Genomic DNA, 20142 nt, shown 5'->3' on the forward strand with positions numbered 1-20142 from the left:
TTGCAGGACGCTCTGGGACGTGTGCGTGCACCTGGGATCGCCCACGCTTTGACGGGCGATCGTGAGGCGGTGCGCTCCTGAACTTAGTGGTGCCACCACGAATCTGACTTCCCTACGGCGGCTTCAGGAGGGTTCCGGTTACTGAAGGGCGCCAGCGAATGCGATCGGATCCCGGAGGCATCTCTCACCCAGTCGGCCCTCGTCCATGCTGCACTCCCCTTGTTCGTTCTCACCGAAGAGCACACGATGGGATCATCCGGCCCGCCGGGTGGCTTAGTGGTCTGTGCCGGTTCCCCTTGGAGACAGCCTCGCGCTCCGCTTCCATGTGCTTCGCTGATCTCCGTCATGAGCAAGGCATACGGGTCAGCTGCCGAGTCCGCGTCTGGTGATGTGTGAAGGGCCCGCATAGAGCAGGCAGCCAAGGGGAAGATGCCGGCAGGGGTCTTAGGGCTAAATGACCGGATGTCGGTCACTGCGCAATAAGGAAGGTCTCTACTCGGCCGTGCGGAGGAGCGTCTCCCCCGGCACTCCGAAATTGGGATTCCGAGCCACAGACCCTAGAACCCCGAGCCCTAGAACCCTAGAAGCCCGAACCCTAGAAGCCCGAACCCTAGAAGCCCGAACCCTAGAAGCCCGAACCCGGGAGCCGGACCTCGGACCCCAGCCCGCGGAGACCGGCACGCCGACCTCCGACCCAAGCACCTGGACCCTTGAGGCATACGAAGGGCTCCAGCCGCAGGGAGCTGGCTCCCCTGCCCGAGGCGGCTGGAGCCATGACCAGGGGTCGATGAGACGTGGACGGTAGTCGCTGGTCAGTCTTGTTACGTCATCTGCAATTGCCGGAACGCTCGAGGTTCGAGTGCTGCTTACGAAGACTGACAGCATCTCTTCGCACGACGCGTGTGATCGGTGCTTCCCCGATGGCTTCCCTAGCTTGTTCGCGACGGCTTGGCGCTGGCCTGAGACAGTTGAAGCGGTACCGGCCGAGTGCGCACAGCGCAGGCATCTCCGGCGGTTCCGTGAGCCAAACTTCCCGTGGATATCGCTGTGGATAACTTTGTGGAAAGTTTGACGGTCTTCGTGGGCTGGCCGGTCTCGTTTGTGCCCACCCGAGAATAGTTCGTGAGGTGCGATGAGAGACGCGAGCATTACCGCCGGCGTTCGTTTCACGTGAAACATTGCGGCAAGTCGGAGTGCCGTCAAATATCTCCTACTTGGTCCGAAATCTCCCCACAAATGGGTTAACTTTCTGTTGGCGCCCCTGCCAGCTAGTGTGACAAACACCGTTGCTTCTCGGCGAGGTGGCTCTCTGCTCAGGTGAGAGGCTGGGTCGGGTAGGCCTGCCGATATTTGGAAGTGGTGACGAAGCGCCGTGTAGCTGTGGATAAGACTGTGTGCAAACTCTCGGCGGCCTGTGGATATCGCTGTGGATACTCGAGGTGGACATCCACGCTCAAGGGAGGCCCTGCGGCGGACATCGTGATCGAACGCCGCCCCCTCTTGGCTGTGATCTACTACGTCGTCGCCTCCCCGGCAGCAGTCTGGCGAGTGCAGAGCTGCGCCGTAGGATTTCGGATCTCGGGGCTGAGGGATTCGTGGCCACGGATGCCGGTGTAACTGCTCTGGCACTCCTCCTCTGTCGATGGAGCGGTTCTTCATTGACGTCAACTGAGGGACGGCAGGTTAGTGGGTACCGGCAATGTCGATGGTGCCTGAGTTCAATGACTGGACGTGGTTCCGCTGCAACCGAAAGATCAGCAGCAGCTGGTTGTGGCCTTTCCTGACAATTGGACGGCGTCCTCAGTCCGATCGTCGGGGGCTCAGGCAACTGTCGTTGGGTGCCCCGATTCTGCTGAAGTTCATGTCGCTACGGCTTCACCCTTGTCCGGGACAGGCTCCCTGGCATGGCAGTCCGTCGTTCCTATGAGCTCGTCTCTGCTGTCCCCGGCGGACCTTGCCTACGGATGAGTGTCGCGCACAGGCACAAGCCCCATACTAATGCCGGTTGAAGCAGCTCCTAACGCCCGTTTGGCTCAGCTGAGCCTTGGTTGCGGTGTTCACCCCAGGTGGGATGGCAAGCAAGCGATCACTTTAAGCTCGGCGTGAGTGGGCCGATCCTGCAGTCCTCGCCCGGGCCCAATGTAGTTCCGTGCATTCCCTGAATCGAGCGCACCTCAGAAGTGTTGGTGTTGGTACCGATGCCCTGGTGGACTATGACGGGAGCCCGATACCCAAGGGCCTTATGGGCGTTATCGACTCAAGTTTCTGTAGCCCGGGTGTCGATACGAAAATGTTCAGGTCTTCATCGATCACACTTACAACGCAGCGTAGCGGGGACAGTGTATGACGGTCATGGATGTTCATGGTTCCCAATTCCCCGTCCGGGGCGCCTTTCCGTAGGTGCGTGGTAACACGCGTTGCTTTTACCCAGTCCAGCCGGCGCTCCGCAACTTTACCTGAGCCTCCCGTCTTCGACGATTAGCTCTGTCCGTTTGAAGGCCCAATCTTTCCAGCTGACTGCTGGGTGTCATGCGATAGAGCTTCGTAGGTCGAGGCGGCCCACAGTTCGCGCTTCTAACGGTCCCCTGGCATTCTCGGTGCCGATAGGTGCATCAGCCGTAGCAAGTTCGAGTATGGGCGCTTCAGCCTGGGAAACGTCCTCGGCCTCTTCCATGGACCGTCCTGACAGTGCGGTTTCGAGCTTGGCTGATGGATTCGCCAACCGGGAGCCCTGCCTTCTTAGCCCTCTGAGTGCCTTCAGGGGGCTCGTCTGGCCGTTCTAGCCACCCATCCCCCTCCGGAGATAGAGATGGGGTGTATCAGGAGGGTTTCACGTGAAACAGGGCTTCCCAAGGGTGAACACGCAACACGTCCGCCACCAAGCCTGTCACCGCGGCGCTGGTGCTTTGATGCACCGCCATCCAAGGAGCAGCCTCCGCGGGCTCACCACCTGTGACGTTGGACGTTTCACGTGAAACAGGGTCCTACGGCGGATTTACTTGTTCGGCCATACTGTGCGCAGCGACGTGCACCAGAGTCGCGCTTGACCGAACGAACGATGTGTTTTGCTGGAAAACTAAACTGGTTGAGACGAACAGAAGCGCGCTCGTGAATCCGTCAAGGAAGCCATTTGAGATTCCTTTTGAAGGAATGAGGTCGCAGATGTGGGGTGCTCTTCGGTCGTGGAACCTTCGTTGTTTCCCTAGACTAGTTCGTGGGGGACGTTAGTCTTTCTAGAGGGTCCGAGGAGCTGGAGTCACATCATCCTTCTGTCAGATCTCGAGAGGGCTCCGGATGCTATCGCTCAGACCAAATCGTTTCCATCAAGCGCCGTCTCAACCGACTCTTCGTAGTGGTGCTCCTTCTGCGGTGGGGCCCTCCCAAGATGAGAGACCCGATCAAACCCGATCAATGCCACCCACAGTCCCTGCTACCGTTTCGATGTGCGTCGGAAATTTCGGACGTTCCTTGGTCATGTTTCACGTGAAACAGGGACGGCAGCGTCGGTATTGGACAAGCGATGTGCGCAGAAGCGGCGTGAATAGCGAGATCAGTCCTAATGAGTCGTGACTTTGACCGACGGACTCCCGAGCTAGTAGTGAATGTTTCACGTGAAACGCTACGAAGGCGGCACACCATTGGTGGGGCGATGGTGTCAAAATCTTTGCAACTAAGTTCGCCGGTTTCCGCGCGCACCGGCAGTACTTATATTTCCGTCCGCGTATTCCTGCTGCGTATCTGGGGTGGGATTCTCCGTGAGATCAATCTCCAGGGCCTCCAGCGGAATATCTACGAATTAGCGCAACATATTCGGTTGATTACTAGCTATTGCCAAGTCTCGAAGGACTTCGGTTGACCTGGGGTCAACCGAAAAGAACCGTCTGCGAGCACGAAGTCTGCTGAATCTGAACAGAAACAAGAACGGCGGCCCTCCCCTAGTGGGGAGAGCCGCCGTCGTCGTGCTTACACCGGCCAGTGCCGGTCAGGAGGAACTAGGACAGGACGTCCGCGAATTCCTTCTCGAAGTACTGCTTCGGGCGGGCGCCGATGACGCTGCCCTTCACTTCGCCACCTTGGAAGAGGTAGACGGCCGGAATCGAGGTGATGCCGTACTCGGCCGCGATGGCCGGGTTGTCATCGACGTTGACCTTGACCACGTCGACCTTCTCGCTGTACTCGACCGAGATCTCGTCCAGGATAGGGCCCAGCTTGCGGCACGGACCGCACCATTCGGCCCAGAAGTCGACGATGACCGGCTTGTCGGAAGCGAGCACGTCGGTGCTGAAGCTTGCGTCTGTTACGTCTTTTGCGTTGCTCATAACCTTGTCCTTTTCGTGGAGGGGTAGCGTGCTGGTCTAGGCGACCGGGAGGTCTGCGAGGTAGTGCTCGACGTCGACGGCCGCCACACAGCCAGAACCGGAGGCGGTGATGGCCTGGCGGTACGTTGGGTCGATGACGTCGCCGGCGGCGAAGACACCCTTGATGCTGGTCTTCGAGGACCGGCCCTCGACGGCGATGGTGCCCTCCGGGGTCAGGTCCAGCTTGCCCTTGACCAGGTCCGTGCGGGGATCGTTGCCGATCGCGACGAAAACGCCGGTCACGGCCAGTTCGGATTCGGTGCCGTCCAGCAAGTTCTTCACCCGAAGTCCGGTGACCTTGTCGCCGCCGAGGACATCCTCTACGCCGGTGTTCCAGACGAAGTTGATCTTTTCGTGGGCCAGGGCGCGGTCGGCCATGATCTTGGAGGCACGCAGCGTGTCGCGGCGGTGAACCACGGTGACGGAGCGGGCAAACTTGGTGAGGAAGAGTGCTTCTTCCATGGCGGAGTCGCCGCCACCGATCACGGCGATGTCCTGGTCCTTGAAGAAGAAACCGTCACAGGTTGCACACCAGCTCACGCCGTGGCCGGAAAGACGCTTCTCGTTGGCCAGGCCCAGCTCGCGGTAGGCGGAACCGGTGGATAGGATGATGGCCCGGGCGCGGAAGGTCTCCCCCGTGGCAATAGTGACGGTCTTGATATCGCCGTCGAGGTCCAGCTCGGTGACGTCCTCGAACTGGATCTCCGTGCCGAACCGGGCGGCCTGCTTCTCGAAGTTCTCCATCAAGTCGGGACCCATGATGCCCTCGGGGAACCCGGGGTAGTTCTCGACGTCGGTGGTGTTCATCAGCTCGCCACCGGCGGTGACGGAGCCCGCCAGGAGCAGCGGCTTCAGGTTGGCGCGTGCCGTGTACACCGCTGCGGTGTAACCGGCCGGCCCCGAGCCGACGATGATGACATCACGTACTTCGGACGCGGTGTTTTCTGCGTTGCTCACTGAACGGTGAACCTCTTCCTTTGTCGATGCACCCGCCAGGTTGGCCGGCCACATGGCACAACTAAGCGCACCGGGTGAATATTCCGCGTACGCCTTTGGACGGGGCCTAAGCCCCGTCCTTCTAGGGTACCGGTGTGGGGCCGCCGGGACGGCCCGGAACGGCTATTGGACCTTGATCTCCGCGAGCCGCAGACCGAAGCCGTAGCGGGTCTTCGGGGCGGCCAGCTTCGGCAGGCTCTTGATCTGGATGATGACGTACTGGGCGGTCACCGGTTCCTGCAACGGCAGCGTCAACTCGGGCGAGGTGAAGCTGTTGCTGCCCACCAGCTTGGCTCCGTCGAGCGAGGGCTGGTCGGCGGTATAGACGCTGATGTTGCCGCCGGAGGCACCGAGTTGGCTAAGCGTGACGGAGGAGATCTTGGCCGGGCCCTTGAGCTTGACCACCAGCGGGACGCCGTCGGGAGCGAAGCCGCCCCAGGCGTCGGTGGCAAATTCCATGTCCGACCAGTAGCTGGCGGCGTTGCCGTCGTAGGTCTTGACCAGGTCCCCGTCGTAGGTGGCCGCGAAGTCGAAGTTGCCCTGGCGGGACACGGAATCGATGGCCGGAGGGACCGCGGCCGGCGGGGCACTCTGGCTCGGAGACGGCGTGCCGGACTGCTCGGGCGTGCCCGTGCCCGAGGAGGTGGAGGTAGTCTTTGCTGCCTGCGGTGTGCCGCCCTTGAACAGGCCGCCCAGGTTGGTGACCGCAAAGATCAGGCCGATCACCAGGACGGCGGCCAGCAGCGCGCCGACCAGCCACCGCATGGAGCGGGGTTCGCGGCGGGGCGCGTCGTCGTCATCATCGTCGTCGTAGTGCCCCGGGCCGTCCGCGTCGGGTTTACGGGCAAAGGCGGGCAGGGTCGCGGCGGCGCGGCCGGTTGCCGGGCCGGCGGACTTCTCCCGTGCCATCGTGCGCTGGTCCGGGACGGCGTCGTCGTAATCGTCGTCCTGCCACAGCGAAACCTTGGGGTTCGACGACGTCGGACCGGCCTTCGCGGACTGTGCCGGCTGAACCGGGTTGGCCACGGTCGGCTGCGGTGCGGCCTCCTGCGGGGCGGTCTTCGGTGCCTTGGACGGCTTCGCTGCCTTCGCGGCGGCCGCGCCGGCGGCTGCACCGGCCACACCCGCGGCGGCGGCTGCTCCAGCTCCCCGGTGCTCCGCCTTCGGCGCTGCTGCCGGCGGGGCGGGGGCCTGCCGCGGCGGAACAACCGGCTGGGTGGCGGGCCGCTGCTGCTGGTCGCCGTAGTTGATGTAGCCGGCGTCGACTTCCTCGTCGTCGTAGAGGCCGTCGTAGGTTTCGGGCTCGTTAGACCGGGCCTGGCCGAAGATTTCACTGCCCAGCGTGTCGGTGAAGAACGGTTCCACGTAGGGCGGGTTGGAGCTGACCACGAGGTCCAGCAGGTCCGCGGCGGACGTGTGGTTGGTGATCAGGTAGGTGGCGTCATCACTGACCCCGAGGTCCAGGATCTGCACCTGTCCGGGGCGTTCGCCGGTGGCCACCTCGCGGGCGCTCTGGGCCACCTGATCGGCGTTTCCCGGGCCGGCAACGAGGATGCTCACGGGCCGGTTCAGCACCTGGTCCACGCCGTCCAGCACCAGATCCTCGTCATGCGAGGTCAGAACCGTGGCGGTCACCTTGTAGCGGCCGCCGAGTACTGATCCGACATCGATCGGGTGGGACACGTGTTCCTCCTAGGCTGTCCGGAACTGCCGGCCCGGTGACGTCAACGGTCAACGACGGCCCCCGGTAAAGCCGGTGGACCCCAGGTCTGCAACTCCCCTTGTTAGTCTTCGATCCTAACTGATGCTGGTGTTGCGCCCGGTGACCCCGGCCTCCGTTCGGGGTGCGGCTTACTTTTTGTTGCCCTGCCCGTCCGGGAAGTACGGGTTCCGTCCGGGGTCGCCCTGGTAGGTGCGGCGGCCCGGCAGCGGAATCTCCGTCCGGCCCGCCCCGCCCCGCGATGTGGCGGGCCGTTCCTCCTCGGGCAGGTATCCGCCGTCGGGGCCCCACCTGGTGGTGTCCTCCTCGCGGACGTCGGGACCCACCCGGAAGGACGCTGAATCGAACTCTCCCGAGATCCGCGGGATGAGGCCGGTGTCCAGTGAGGTGGTGGCCCGCTGGGGAACCGTCCGGACCGGTGCGGTCCGCGCCGCCGGAACCTCCCCGGCCACTTCCTCGCCCGACCCGGCTGCAGCCTCGCCCGTGACATCCGCCCCGGTCCCCGCGGCGCCTGCCGCACCCGCAACGGCCGGGCGGCGGCGCAGCCGGCCCAGCAGCGGCTGCAGCAGGTCCTGGAGCTCGCTCACCCGCAGCACCCGCAGCAGCACTAAGTAGACGGCCAGCATGATGGGGCCGACGACGGCGACGGTCACCAGGGCGGCGATCCGGCCGCTCCAGGCGAAGCCGTCCGGGTTGTAGCTGCCCAGCAGCCAGAGGGCGCCGGTCCCCGCGATGGCCGAACCGAGGGCCGCGTAGCCCATCTTGATGTAGGAACTGGCGACGCGCGGGCCGTCAAGGTGGCCCAGGAGCCGCCGCAGGAAGCCGGCGCTGACAATGACGGAGAGGATGTTGCCGCCGGTGTAAAGGACCGCGATGGCGAAGATGATCCGGTCGTAAGGCAGGAACTGGATGAAGAAGGCCGCCACCACGTTGACCAGGGCCAAGACCAGCTGGATGAAGAACGGGGTGCGGGCGTCCTCGTTGGCGTAGAACACCCGGGACATCATGAAGTTGGCGCTCATGAACGGCGTGCTCAGGGCCAGGATGGTCAGGGTCTGGGCCAGCATGACCCCGTCCTGCCGGTCGCCGCCGGAGAAGAACATGCCCAGCGGGCCGGCCAGCGCGAAGAGGGCCAGCGCACCGAAGACCGTGGCCACGGCCATGGTGCGCAGGCCGTGGCTGAGGGCGCGGCGGAGCCCGGCCCGGTCCCCTCCTGCGAGGCGCGGGTCATCCGGTTGAAGAGCACCGTGGCGAGCGAAAGGGCGATGATCGAGTGCGGGAGCAGGTACAGCTGGCTGGCTACCTCCAGCACGGCGTTGCCGGGAAGCGTGGCGGCTGCCTCGGTCTGTCCTTCGGCCTGGAGGCGGAGGCGTTCCGCGCCGGGGATGGTCGCGATGCGCATGATGTAGAGGAAGGCCAACTGCCCCACGGCCGCCGTCGCCAGCGTCCACACACTGAGCTTGGCGGCTTGGCCCAACCCCACCCCGCGCCAGCCGAAACGGGGACGCAGCCCCAACCGGAGCCGGAGCACGGGAATCATCAGGATGGCCGTCTGCGCCACGACGCCAATGGTGGAGAACCCGGCCACCAGCAACGTCTGGAAGGATCCCCAGTTGTCCAGCGTGTGCGGGTTGGCCTCGTTGGTGCCGAGGATCCAGATGAACATGCCGAGGCCGGCGATGGCGACGACGTTGTTCAGGATCGGTGCCCACATGGCAGGCCCGAACGCGCCGTTGGCGTTTAGGACCTGGGTCAGCAGGGCATAGAGGCCGTAGAAGAAGATCTGCGGCAGGCACCAGAACGCGAACGCCACGGCCAGGGACTTCTGCTGCGGCGAATACCCCTGGGTGGTCAGGTCGATCACCGTGGGCGCCAGCAGCGTCACCAGCAGCGTCAGGGACAACAGCACGACGACGGCAAGGGTGAGCAGGCGGCTGATGTAGTCGGCGCCCCGGTCCGGTCCCTTGCTGGCCTTGATGATCTGCGGGACCAGGACAGCGTTGAAGACGCCACCGGCAACCAGCAGGAAGATCAGGTTGGGAAGGTTGTTGGCATTGATGAACGTGTCGGTGACCGTCGAGCCGAGGCCCAGGGCCAGCGCCAGCATCCAGGTCTTGGCGAAACCGAGGAACCGCGAGACCAGGGTCCCGGCGGCCATGATGGCGCTGGACCGGGCTTCTCCTGCGCGGGCGGCCTGGGGGGCGGCGGCTTCGGAGGGTGCGGACTTCTCGGGCTGGGGCTGGGCGGCAGACATCCTTCTCATCGTCTCACCCGGGCGGCCGAATAGGCGCAACCGCGGCCTGTACGGACGTGGTCCTAGCGGTGGTCGGGAAGGACTTCGCGGGCGAGGTCGGCGATGCGCCGCTCATTGGGAAAGGACAATTTCCGGGCCAGTTCCGTCAGCGGCACCCAGGCCACGTCCACGGCTTCCTGGTCGGGATCGTTCTCAATGGTCAGTTCGCCGCCGGTGGCCTGCAACAGATAGTGGTGGACCGTCTTGTGCACCCGGTGCCCGCTGACGGTGAACCAGTAGTCGATGCTGCCCAGCGGGGCGAGGATCTTGCCCTCGATGCCGGTCTCCTCGGCGATCTCGCGGACGGCGGCTTCCTCGTTGCTTTCCTTGCCCTCCGGGTGGCCCTTCGGCAGGCACCACTCGAGGCGGCCGCCGCGGTTGAGCCGGGCGATGATCGCCACGCGCAGTTCGGCGTCGGACGTGTCCACCACGACGCCGCCCGCGGAAACTTCCTCCACGGTAGGCAGGGAGGCCTGGCCCGCGTGCTGCTGCGCCGGCGCGACGTTGCCACCGATTGCCGAGGGCAACGGTGCGTTCGTCCTCCTGCCGGGAGCGCTCGGTACGGGGTGGGCCATAAAGTCCACTCTAACTACTCTTGCCCGGACTTGATGACCTAAACGTGACGGGAAAGTGGACGGCGGGAAAATCGGATTCGGGCCGCCCCCGCGGGCCGCCGCGGCCGGGCCGGTGTCCCCGGTCCGTCCCGGTGTGGTGCTGGCGGGGATTTCTGACAAGCTTAAGAGACTATGTCGCACCCACATCACCAGACCGAGTCCCACCCCGTCGATTTCCAGGTTGACCCGGTGGTCCTTGAGCTGGGGCGGCGTTTCGCCGATGCCGGCCACGAACTCTCCCTGGTCGGCGGCCCGGTGCGGGACCTCTTCCTGGGCCGCGAATCGCCGGACCTGGACTTCACCACCGACGCCACCCCGGACCAGACCGTCGCCCTGATCAAGAAATGGGCCGACAACTTCTGGGAGATCGGGCGCGCCTTCGGCACCATCGGGATGCGCAAGGCCGGGTTCCAGATCGAGATCACCACCTACCGGGCCGAGGCCTACGACCCAGAGTCGCGGAAGCCCGTGGTGGCGTTCGGATCGTCCCTGACCGATGATCTGCTGCGCCGCGACTTCACCATCAACGCCATGGCCCTGCGGCTGCCCTCGATGGAACTGGTGGACCCGTTCGGCGGGGTCCGGGACCTGCACGCCTCCACGCTGTCCACGCCAGGCTCGCCCGAGGACTCCTTCTCGGACGACCCGCTGCGGATGATGCGGGCCGCCCGCTTCGCCGCGCAGCTGGGCGTGACCGTCCACCCCGACGTCCGCCGCGCCATGACCGCCATGGCGGAGCGGATCAAGATCATTTCCAACGAGCGGGTCCGCGACGAGCTGGTCAAGCTCATCTGCGCCGCCCAGCCGAGGACCGGCGTCGACCTCCTGGTGGACACCGGCCTGGCCGAATACGTGCTGCCCGAGGTGTCCGCGCTCCGGCTCGAATCGGACGAACACCACCGCCACAAGGACGTCTACCAGCACTCGCTGCAGGTCCTGGAGCAGGCCGCGGGCCTGGAGACCGGCGCCGACGGCCCCGTCCCGGGCCCCGACTTCGTCCTGCGGTTCGCGGCCCTGATGCACGACGTCGGCAAGCCGGCCACGCGGCGCTTCGAGGCGGGTGGGGCAGTGAGCTTCCGGCACCACGACATGGTGGGGTCGAAGCTGACCGCAAAGCGGATGAAGACGCTTCGCTTCGACAACGACACCATCAAGGCCGTGGCGCGCCTGGTGGAACTGCACATGCGCTTCTACGGGTACGGCGACGCCGGCTGGAGCGACTCCGCCGTCCGCCGCTACGTCACCGACGCCGGCCCCCTCCTGGAGCGGCTGCACCGGCTGACCCGGTCCGACGTGACCACCCGCAACCAGCGCAAGGCCGAGCGCCTCGCGTTCGCCTACGACGACCTCGAGGCGCGGATCGCCGAGCTGCGCGAGCGGGAATCGCTGGAGGCGGTCCGCCCGGACCTCGACGGCGGCGCCATCATGGCCCTGCTGGGCCTCAAGCCGGGACCCGTCGTCGGCCGCGCCTACAAGTACCTGCTGGAAGAACGGATGGAGAACGGGCCGCTCGAGCCCGCCGCCGCCGAAGCCAAACTGCTGGAATGGTGGGCGGCGCAGCCGGAATCCGCCGCCGTCGCACCCTCTGAGGAGTCCTAATGCCCGCACCCGCCAACGGTCCCCGCCCCCAGCTCTGGATCCTCCGCCACGGCGAGACCGAATGGTCCAAGAGCGGCCAGTACACCGGCCTGACGGACCTACCCCTCACGGTGGAGGGCGAGCAGCAGGCCGTCGAGGCCCGCAAGGTCCTGGACGGGGTCGACTTCGACCTGGTGCTCACCTCGCCGCTGCGCCGCGCCCGCCGCACGGCCGAACTGGCCGGCTTCCCCGACGCCCGGCTGGAACCGCTGGCGGTGGAGTGGGACTACGGCGACTACGAGGGCATCAGCTCGGACCTGATCCGCAAGGACAACCCCGACTACCTGATCTGGACCCACGGCGTGCCGAACGGTGAATCGCTCGACGACGTCGCGGCCCGGGCGGACAAGATCGTGGCCCGGGTGCTGGAGTCCGGCCTCGACAACGTCCTGGTCGTGGCGCACGGGCATTTCTCCCGCATCCTCACCGCCCGGTGGCTGGGACTGGACGCCCACGAGGGACGGCATTTCGTCCTGGGTACCGCCAAGGTCTGCACCCTCGGCTGGGATAAAAAGACCCCCGCCGTGGTGCGCTGGGGCCTCTAAACCCGGTCCCCTAAAAGTTTTTCCATAAAACTTTATGGATTTAGTAGTCAAGCACTGCATTCATCATGTAGTTTTATTTCCAACCCCAGAGGCGTCCCGCCGGGGTATCGGCGCTCACCGCCCGGCCTGTCAGCCGGAGCGATGGCACAACGGAAAAGGAGGTTGGGAAAATGATTACTTTGACTCGCGGATGGATGTTCACCCTCACCGCCAACCCGGCCTCCGTTGTTGCCTGGCGCCCGAATTTTGGAATGCACACCTGCTGATTCCGCTGATCGCCGGCCACGCGCCGGGATCGCAGAACCGCCGCTAGCCCGACTCCTCCCGCATCAGGGACGGCGCGGGCTTCGGCGGGACAGTTGCCGGTGAAGCCTCCTTCTTCATCACCCTCGCCCTGCCAGGCCATCACAACGCGCGGCACCACAATTCGGAACTCTGCTTCCCGGCGGTGCATCTTTCACGCTCAGTGCCGGCATTCTTTGCTTGGCGAATTCACGCACTAAAACGGCTCTACTTTTGCTGTCCCTTTTAGTGAAATTATCTGCAATTCATCCGGGGTCTATTTGTCGTGCCCAAATATCCCGGAAATTCCTTCCCTCTTCATACCAGGAGTACACGTGTCTGCCGTTCCGTCCCTGACCCGCCCCACACCGCACCCCGGAGCGTTGCCGCTCCGGCCGAATCCCGCCCAGACTTCCACCCCGACCCTCCGGAGGGAGGTGAAACCCATGAAACGACAGCTCCCCCGCGTGCCGGTCTTCCGTCCGCGGCCCGGCCGCAAGGAACGGACGCAGTTCAACGCCCAGCTGCTGGAACAGCGGCGTGAAGACGTCTACCTGACGCTGCACCAGATGGGCCTGATCCGCTGATTCGCTGCTGCCCCGACCGCCCAGGTCACGCACGCCGCAGCAGCCATCAGAGGAGGACCCATGAGATCGACCATTCCGAGCTACCCGCCAGGAGCCCACGCGGCAACGCGTGGGCTCCCCGTCTAACCGGCCGGCCCTCGCCCCCACGGCCACGTCCGGCTGCCGCGAACCCCCGGTAAGCTCATGGCATGCAGGAGACAATGCCGCCGGACCAGCACCGGAGGAGCCGACTGGTGGTTCCCAGCCGCAGTGACCGGCTGCTACGGAATTTCACCGAACTGATCGGCGGCCCCATGGGGCACCGCGCCGCGCCCGGCGTCGTCTCACCCGGCTTCTTCACCGTCCCGCGGGTCCTCGGAATCCTGACAGTCCTGGCTGCGTTGCTGGCACTCCTGGTCAAGGGCTACTGCCGGAGCAACGGCTGGGAATCCCCCGGCCAGTTCTACGCCACCTGCTACTCCGACTTCCCCGAACTCTTCCGGAACCGCGGACTGGGCAACGGCGCCTTCCCGTTCGTCACCGCCGGCAGCTACTTCGAATACCCGGTCCTGATGGGCTTCATCGCCGGGGCCACCGCCCTGCTGGTACCCGGCTCGGGAACCGGCGCCGGCCGGGTCCTCGCTTACTTCGACGTCAATGCCACCCTGGTGGTGGCCGTCTGGATCGTCGTCGTGCTCGTCACCGCCCGTACGGCCGGCCGGCGGCCCTGGGACGCCGCCATGGTGGCGCTCGCCCCCGGCATTATCCTGGCCGGATTCATCAACTGGGACATGTGGGCCGTGGGGTTCCTGGCCCTGGCCATGTACTTCTTCTCCCGAAACCACCTGGTCCTGGCCGGCATCTGCATCGGGCTGGGCACCGCTACCAAGCTCTACCCGCTGCTGATCCTGGGCGCCATCCTGGTGCTCGCGCTGCGTACCGGACGGATCCGGGCGTTCCTCACCACCGCCGGGGCTGCCGCGGCGGCGTGGCTTGCCGTGAACCTTCCCGCCCTGCTGGCAGACCCAGCGGGATGGAAGTACTTCTACCAGTTCACCGAGTCCCGGCCTGCCGGCTACAGCTCACCCTGGTTCGCGTACAACCTGGTGGCCGGCCGGCTCGGTTGGAAGCCGCTGGAGGCGGCCGTCATAAATTCCCTGGCCATGGACCTGTTCCTGGCCGCCTGCGTGCTGATCGCACTGCTGGCCCTGGCCGCCCCGCGCCGTCCCCGCCTGGCGCAGCTGGTCTTCCTGATCGTGGCTGCCTTCATCCTGACCAACAAGGTCTATTCGCCCCAGTTCGTCATCTGGCTCATCCCGCTGCTTGCCCTGGCCCGGCCGCGGTGGCGCGACTTCCTCATCTGGCAGGCCATCGAGGGACTGCACTGGGCGGCCGTGTGGATGTTCCTGGGACAGGTCACCAGCGGCGGCCCCTCCCAGCACAACATCGACATGCCCTACTACGTCCTGGCCGTCGTCGCACACATGCTGGCCACGGCATACCTGATGGCGCGGGTGGCCTGGGACATCGTCGAGCCGGACCGGGACATCATCCGCCGGCAGCGCATGGACGATCCCCACGGAGGTCCCTTCGACCGCGCCGCGGACCGGCTGCGGATCGACCTGCGGCACCCGGCGAACTCGGTCCTGCCGTGGCGGACGGCGAAGGTGAGCACCGATGTCTGACGTCGCGGTGGTCGGAGCGGGCCCCAACGGCCTCGCCGCGGCCGTGACCATGGCCCGCGCGGGCCTCGCCGTCGACGTCTACGAGGCCGCTCCAACCCCCGGCGGCGGCCTCCGGACCATGGAACTGATGGAACCGGGCCACCTGCACGACGTGTGCTCGGCCGTTCACCCCATGGCGCTGGCCTCGCCGTTCTTCCGCGGGTTCGGGCTCTCCCGACGGATCGACGTCGTGACCCCCGGGCTCTCCCACGGCGCACCCCTCGACGGCGGCAGGGCCGCGCTGGGATACCGCTCCCTGGAGCGCACGGCAGCCGCCCTGGGCCGCGACGGCGCTGCGTACCGGCGGCTGATGACCCCGCTGCTGCAACGCCTCGAGGGAGTCATGGATGTTGCCCTCAACCAGCTGCTGCGGATCCCCCGGGACCCCGTCGCCGCGGCCTTCTTCGGCCTGCGCACCTTCGAACAGGGCACCCGGCTGTGGGACGTCCGGTTCCGTGAGGATCTCGCCCCCGCGCTCCTGACCGGGGTGGCCGCCCACGCCGTCGCCCCGCTGCCCACTCTCCCGGCCGCTGGCGCCGGCTTGGTCCTCGGTGCCCTGGGACACGCCGCGGGCTGGCCCATTCCGGTGGGCGGTTCAGCGTCCATCGCGCAGGCGATGATCGCCGACATAGAAGCGCACGGCGGCCGGATCCACACCGGCAACCGGATCGATGCCCTGACGGATCTGCCGCCGGTCCGGGCCACCCTCTTCGACGTGGCCCCGCCCGGGCTGCTGCGGATCGCCGGCAACCGGCTCCCGGCCCGTTACCGCCGCGCGCTGGAGGACTACCGGTTCGGCAACGGCGCCTGCAAGGTGGACTACATCCTGTCCGGCCCGGTCCCCTGGGCCGCCTCCGAGCTCGCCGGGGCCGGCACGGTCCACGTCGGCGGAACCCGGGCCGAAACCGCCGAGGCCGAGCACCTGGTGGCCGCCGGGCAGCACCCGGAGCGGCCCTACGTCCTGGTTTCCCAGCCCTCCACCTTTGATGCCGGCCGCGCCCCCGCAGGCCGGCACATCCTCTGGACCTACTGCCACGTCCCGGCCGGTTCCACCGTGGACATGGGTGCCGCGGTCACGGCCCAGCTGGAGCGTTTCGCCCCCGGTTTCAGGGACCTGATCGTGGACCAGCGGGTGACCACGGCGACGGACCTTGGCGCCTACAACGAAAACTATGTCGGCGGGGACTTCAGCGCCGGGGCCATGGACCTGCGCGGTCTGCTGGCCCGTCCGGTCTTCCGGCCCGTCCCGTGGCGGACCCCGTCCGCGGGCTCTATCTCTGCTCCTCGGCCACCCCGCCCGGGCCCGGCGTGACCGGCATGCCGGGCTTCCACGCCGCCCGGCACGCGCTCCGGGACGTCTTCGGTCTCCCGGTTCCCGGGCTTGGCCCGGTGGGGGACGCGGCCGCCGGCTAGTGCGCGCCCTGCCGGCTACTGCGCGCTCTGCAGGGCGCCGAGTGAGAGCCGACCGTCTGCCATCGAGGCGACGGCGTCCGTGTGCGGCACCAGGTCCGCGTCGTGCGTGACCATCAGCGTCGCGACGCCGAACTCATCGGTGACCTCCCGCAGCAACCGGACGATGTCCCCGCTGCGCTGCTGGTCCAGCGCCGCCGTCGGCTCGTCCACCAGCAGCAGGGCGGGATCGGCCATCAGGGCCCGGGCGATGTTGACGCGCTGCCGCTGACCGCCGGAAAGCTGGTGCGGCCGGCGGTCCCCGGCGGCTGCCAGGCCCACGCGGTCCAGCAGCGTCCCCGCACGCTCCCGGGCCTGCCGCGGCTGTTCTCCGCGCAGGTGCGCGGCCAGGAGCAGTTGTTCCACGGCGGTCAGGGAGGGCAGCAGGTTGGGCTGCTGGAAGATGATCCCGATCCGGTCCCGGCGCAGCGCGGAACGACCCGCGTCGGTCAGTGACCCCGCGTCCTGGCCGGCCACCAGGACTGTGCCGGAGCTTGGGCGGATCAGGGTGGCGGCCACCGCCAGCAGCGAAGACTTCCCGGATCCGGAGGGACCCAGAAGCGCCAGGAACGTGCCCGCGGCCAGGTCCAGGCTGACCCGGTCCAGGGCGCGCAGCGTGGTGCCGCCGTCGGGGTAGTCCAGGGTGACGTCGCGGAGGCTGAGGACGGACTTCATGAATATGCCTTTCGAGGAATGTTTAGGGGTTTGGTGCCGGTGGGAGAAGTCAGTTGCCGCCGAGGGCCAGCAGCGGGTCCACCCGGGTGACGCCGCGGACCGCGAGGACTGAAGCGGCGAGTCCCAGGACCACGACGCCGGCGACGGGCAGCAGCGTGGTGGCCGGGCCGGTGAGGAACGGCGCGGCCTTCCCGGCGAGCAGTCCGCCGAGCACGCCCGCGGCGCCGCCGGCCAGGGCCCCCGCGGCCAGCACCGCTGCGGCCTGGACCATGGCGTCCCGGAGGATGTACCGGGTGGATCCGCCGAGGGCCTTGAGGACGGCGATGTCACGGGTCCGCTGCACGGTCCACACGGTCAGGAAGGCGGCCACCACAAGGGCGCTGATCCCGTAGAGGAACGACTGCATCAGCAGCAGGGAACCGTTTTCGCTGCGGTAGGAGCCGAGGGCCTGGAAGGAGCCGTCGCGGGTGGTGCTGACGGTTCCCGCGGCGGCGTCGGCGGTACCGAGGTCCGTCCCGGTCGAGGTGCTCACGGCCAGGACCGTGGCCACGGCGGCCGGGTCCGTCAGGTGCGAGAGGGTGCGCCAGTCCGCCAGGGAGGTCCAGACCACGGCGGTGTGCGAGTACCACTGGTCCGGGACCACGGCGGCGACGGCCAGGGAGCTGCCGCCCACGCTGATCCGGCGTCCCGGCGCGAGGTCCAGGTCCTTGGCCAGGCCGGCCCCGATCACTGCGGTGCCCTCGGCCACGGGGGCGGGGGCGAGCGTGCCGTCCCCGGTCACGCCGAAGACGGCGACATTCGCCGACCCGGCGGGATCCCCGCCCGGGGCGACGGCCTGCAGCCGGGTCTGGCTGATGCCCAGCGGCTCCGCGGAGGTGACGCCGTCGTGGTTCTTCCAGCGGGCCAGCTGGGCCGCGGTGACGGAGGACTCCGTGTAGGAGGCGGTGGGTGTGGTCCCGGCGGGGGCACCGAAGACGATGTGGTCCGCCGGGAGGGCGGCGATGGCGGAGGTGGACTGGTTGCCGAGGCCGGCGGTGAGGCCGGAGAGCATCACCAGCAGCAGGGTGATCAGGGCGACGACGCCGCCCATCAGGGCGAAGCGGCCCTTGGCGAAGCGGATGTCGCGGAGAGCGAGAAACATGGGTGTCCTTTGCGGGTTGAAAAGCCTTTCTTCCACTCTGGCCCGGGCCGGCGGCCATTCCATCGGGGGCCCGGATGATCCCGGCGGGACGATCGGAGGGGCGCCGGGTCATCCAAAAGGATGATTACGGTGTCCCGAGGGCCCGGGGCGGGCTCCCGGGCAGGGTGCCAAAGCTAGGCTGAGGACATGGAAAGCGAGGCGGGGGACACCCGGCGGGCGGCGGGTACGGCGGTGATCCTCCGCGTGCTGCGCGTCAGCCTGCACGTCGGCTTCGCGGTGCTCCTGCTGGTTGCGGTTGCGCGGCTGCTGGCCGGCGGCCTGGGCAGCGGCGCGGCCTGGCTGCAGCTGGTCCTGGCCGTCGCCCTCGCCGGGGTCTACCTGGCCGGAACTGCCCTGGAGAAGCGGCACGCGGCGCTGCCCGGGCGCTTTGACCCGCGTCCGCACGCCCGCTGGTGGCTCGCCCTGGTGTGCCTGCTCTGGCTGGCGCTGATCGCCGGCAGCGCCGACTTCGTGTGGCTAGCCTTCCCGTTGTTCTTCCTCCAGCTGCAGGTGCTCCCCCGGGCGGGTGCCCTCGCCGCGATCGCCGCCAGCACCGCCCTGGTGATCGCCGCGCTCTGGGTCCACGGCGGCGGGCCCGCCGGGACGCCGCTGCAGCTGCCGATGGTGCTGGGACCCAGCTTCGGCGCCGCGTTCGCCGTCGTCACCGGCCTCGCCTACCGGGCGCTCTACACCGAGGCCGAGGAACAGCGCCGCGTGGCGGAGGAACTCCGGCGCACCCGCGCAGAGCTGGCCCGCAGCGAACACAACGCCGGCATCCTCGCCGAACGCGCCCGGCTGGCCCGCGAAATCCACGACACCCTGGCCCAGGGCTTCTCCAGCATCGTGCTGATGGGACGCTCCGCGGAGCAGGCGCTGGCCGCGGGCGATACAGACCTCGCCGCCGCCCGGCTGCACACCGTCCAGGCCACCGCCGCCGGAAACCTGGCCGAGGCCCGCAACTTCGTCCGCGGGCTGCAGCCGCCCGCCTTGGAACGCGAATCGCTGCCGACCAGCCTGCGCCGGCTGTGCGAGACCACGGAGGCCGAGGCCGCTGCGCAGGGAACGCCCCTGGCCTGCCGGCTCGAGCTCACCGGAACGCCCGTGGAGCTGCCCCGGCCCTACCAGGCCACCCTGCTGCGGGCCGCCCAGGCCAGCCTGGCCAACGTCCGCCGCCACGCCGCCGCCGGCACGGCCGTGGTCACGCTCGGATTCCTGGACACGGAGGTCACCATGGATATCTTCGACGACGGCCAGGGTTTCGACCCGCAGGCCATCGCGGGGCGCCCGGATGGCTCCGGCTTCGGCCTGCGCTCCCTGCAGGAGCGGCTGGCGGCGCTCGGCGGCACCTTCGCCATCGAGTCCGCGCCCGGGGAAGGCACCGTGGTGGCGCTCCGCCTGCCGCTGGGCGGTGCAGCCGCGTGAACGACATCCGCGTTCTGCTGGTCGATGACCATCCCGTGGTCCGGGCCGGTCTGCGGGCCATGCTGGCCGGCTGCGAGGGCATCACCGTCGCCGCGGAGGCCGCCGACGGCGCCGCCGCGATCGCCGAACTGTCCCGGCTCCACACCCTCGGCGAACCGGCCGACGTCGTCCTCATGGATCTGCAGATGGGCGCCGGCATGGACGGGGTCACCGCGACCGGCCGGATCCGGGCCGGCGCGGCCGGGACGCCCCCGCCCCCGGTCCTGATCCTCACCACCTTCGACTCCGACGCCGACATCCTGGCCGCGGTGGAGGCCGGCGCCAGCGGCTACATGCTCAAGGACGCCCCGCCCGAGCAGCTCCGCGACGCCGTCCTGGCCGCCGCCGCCGGCCGCACGGCCCTGGCCCCCGAGGTCGCGGCGCGGCTGCTCGGCCGGATCCGGAACCCGGAACCGGTCCTCTCCGCCCGGGAGCTGGAACTGCTGGAACTGCTGGCCACCGGCCTGGCCAACCGCGCCATCGCCAAGGAACTGTTCATCTCCGAGGCCACCGTGAAGACCCATCTGGCGCACATCTACGCCAAACTCGGCGTCGACAACCGGACGGCGGCCATCGCCGCGGCGACGCAACGCCGCATCATCCGCCCGGCCGGCGGGTGAGACTGCCCCTGTCACCGCCTC

General features: G+C 67.6%; 12 protein-coding genes and 2 pseudogenes. 7 read left to right on the forward strand and 7 right to left on the reverse strand.

Translation table 11 applies throughout. The annotated features are described in order from the left end of the window. Positions 1-3992 precede the first annotated feature (3992 nt). From trxA to ACRQ5B_RS06085, 5 genes and pseudogenes are all read right to left on the reverse strand, one after another. Complete coding sequence (gene trxA, locus ACRQ5B_RS06065) at positions 3993-4319, reverse strand: thioredoxin (RefSeq protein WP_290257117.1); 327 nt, start codon at positions 4317-4319, stop codon at positions 3993-3995. A 36-nt stretch (positions 4320-4355) separates the two neighbouring features. Continuing rightward, positions 4356-5315, reverse strand: coding sequence for a thioredoxin-disulfide reductase (gene trxB, locus ACRQ5B_RS06070; protein ID WP_412884424.1), 960 nt, complete (start codon positions 5313-5315; stop codon positions 4356-4358). A gap of 162 nt (positions 5316-5477) precedes the next feature. After that, a complete protein-coding gene (locus ACRQ5B_RS06075; RefSeq protein ID WP_432397919.1) occupies positions 5478-7037 on the reverse strand; it encodes an ABC transporter substrate-binding protein in 1560 nt (519 codons plus the stop codon). Between the two features lie 168 nt (positions 7038-7205). After that, positions 7206-9337 (reverse strand): annotated as a pseudogene (gene murJ, locus ACRQ5B_RS06080) (murein biosynthesis integral membrane protein MurJ). Between the two features lie 53 nt (positions 9338-9390). Next, positions 9391-9942, reverse strand: coding sequence for an NUDIX hydrolase (locus ACRQ5B_RS06085; RefSeq protein ID WP_290257121.1), 552 nt, complete (start codon positions 9940-9942; stop codon positions 9391-9393). Between the two features lie 171 nt (positions 9943-10113). Between ACRQ5B_RS06085 and ACRQ5B_RS06090 the strand changes: the two genes are divergently transcribed. The 5 genes and pseudogenes from ACRQ5B_RS06090 (at position 10114) to ACRQ5B_RS06110 (ending at position 16149) form a co-directional block, all read left to right on the forward strand. After that, complete coding sequence (locus ACRQ5B_RS06090) at positions 10114-11580, forward strand: CCA tRNA nucleotidyltransferase (protein ID WP_432397922.1); 1467 nt, start codon at positions 10114-10116, stop codon at positions 11578-11580. Beyond that, the gene (locus ACRQ5B_RS06095; RefSeq protein ID WP_412884420.1) at positions 11580-12164 is read left to right on the forward strand and encodes a histidine phosphatase family protein; all 585 of its coding nucleotides are present in this window, start codon (positions 11580-11582) and stop codon (positions 12162-12164) included. The genes ACRQ5B_RS06090 and ACRQ5B_RS06095 overlap by 1 nt, the downstream gene beginning before the upstream one ends. Before the next feature lie 728 nt (positions 12165-12892). Continuing rightward, complete coding sequence (locus tag ACRQ5B_RS06100; protein ID WP_290257125.1) at positions 12893-13033, forward strand: hypothetical protein; 141 nt, start codon at positions 12893-12895, stop codon at positions 13031-13033. Positions 13034-13221: 188 nt separating this feature from the next. After that, positions 13222-14697: a glycosyltransferase family 87 protein gene (locus ACRQ5B_RS06105; protein ID WP_432397926.1), complete on the forward strand. Its 1476-nt coding sequence runs from the start codon at positions 13222-13224 to the stop codon at positions 14695-14697. Further along, positions 14690-16149 (forward strand): annotated as a pseudogene (locus ACRQ5B_RS06110) (phytoene desaturase family protein). The gene ACRQ5B_RS06105 and the pseudogene ACRQ5B_RS06110 overlap by 8 nt, the downstream one beginning before the upstream one ends. A gap of 15 nt (positions 16150-16164) precedes the next feature. Here the strand turns inward: ACRQ5B_RS06110 and ACRQ5B_RS06115 are convergent. After that, a complete protein-coding gene (locus ACRQ5B_RS06115; protein WP_432397929.1) occupies positions 16165-16860 on the reverse strand; it encodes an ABC transporter ATP-binding protein in 696 nt (231 codons plus the stop codon). Between the two features lie 49 nt (positions 16861-16909). Further along, positions 16910-18001 carry an ABC transporter permease gene (locus ACRQ5B_RS06120; RefSeq protein ID WP_432397932.1) on the reverse strand — a complete coding sequence of 364 codons (1092 nt, stop codon included), beginning with the start codon at positions 17999-18001 and terminating at the stop codon, positions 16910-16912. Positions 18002-18187: 186 nt separating this feature from the next. Between ACRQ5B_RS06120 and ACRQ5B_RS06125 the strand changes: the two genes are divergently transcribed. Further along, positions 18188-19462 carry a sensor histidine kinase gene (locus tag ACRQ5B_RS06125; RefSeq protein WP_432397935.1) on the forward strand — a complete coding sequence of 425 codons (1275 nt, stop codon included), beginning with the start codon at positions 18188-18190 and terminating at the stop codon, positions 19460-19462. Then, positions 19459-20121, forward strand: coding sequence for a response regulator (locus ACRQ5B_RS06130; RefSeq protein WP_412884414.1), 663 nt, complete (start codon positions 19459-19461; stop codon positions 20119-20121). The genes ACRQ5B_RS06125 and ACRQ5B_RS06130 overlap by 4 nt, the downstream gene beginning before the upstream one ends. Positions 20122-20142: the final 21 nt, after the last annotated feature.

Source organism: Pseudarthrobacter sp. L19 (assembly GCF_050859435.1).
Classification (GTDB): domain Bacteria; phylum Actinomycetota; class Actinomycetes; order Actinomycetales; family Micrococcaceae; genus Arthrobacter.

Coding starts and splice junctions, on each gene's coding strand:
- ACRQ5B_RS06115 (WP_432397929.1), bottom strand. CDS start 16,860: ATGAAGTCCGTCCTCAGCCTCCGCGACGTCACCCTGGACTACCCCGAC.
- ACRQ5B_RS06120 (WP_432397932.1), bottom strand. CDS start 18,001: ATGTTTCTCGCTCTCCGCGACATCCGCTTCGCCAAGGGCCGCTTCGCC.
- ACRQ5B_RS06090 (WP_432397922.1), top strand. CDS start 10,114: ATGTCGCACCCACATCACCAGACCGAGTCCCACCCCGTCGATTTCCAG.
- ACRQ5B_RS06085 (WP_290257121.1), bottom strand. CDS start 9,942: ATGGCCCACCCCGTACCGAGCGCTCCCGGCAGGAGGACGAACGCACCG.
- ACRQ5B_RS06095 (WP_412884420.1), top strand. CDS start 11,580: ATGCCCGCACCCGCCAACGGTCCCCGCCCCCAGCTCTGGATCCTCCGC.
- trxA (WP_290257117.1), bottom strand. CDS start 4,319: ATGAGCAACGCAAAAGACGTAACAGACGCAAGCTTCAGCACCGACGTG.
- ACRQ5B_RS06105 (WP_432397926.1), top strand. CDS start 13,222: ATGCAGGAGACAATGCCGCCGGACCAGCACCGGAGGAGCCGACTGGTG.
- ACRQ5B_RS06100 (WP_290257125.1), top strand. CDS start 12,893: ATGAAACGACAGCTCCCCCGCGTGCCGGTCTTCCGTCCGCGGCCCGGC.
- ACRQ5B_RS06125 (WP_432397935.1), top strand. CDS start 18,188: ATGGAAAGCGAGGCGGGGGACACCCGGCGGGCGGCGGGTACGGCGGTG.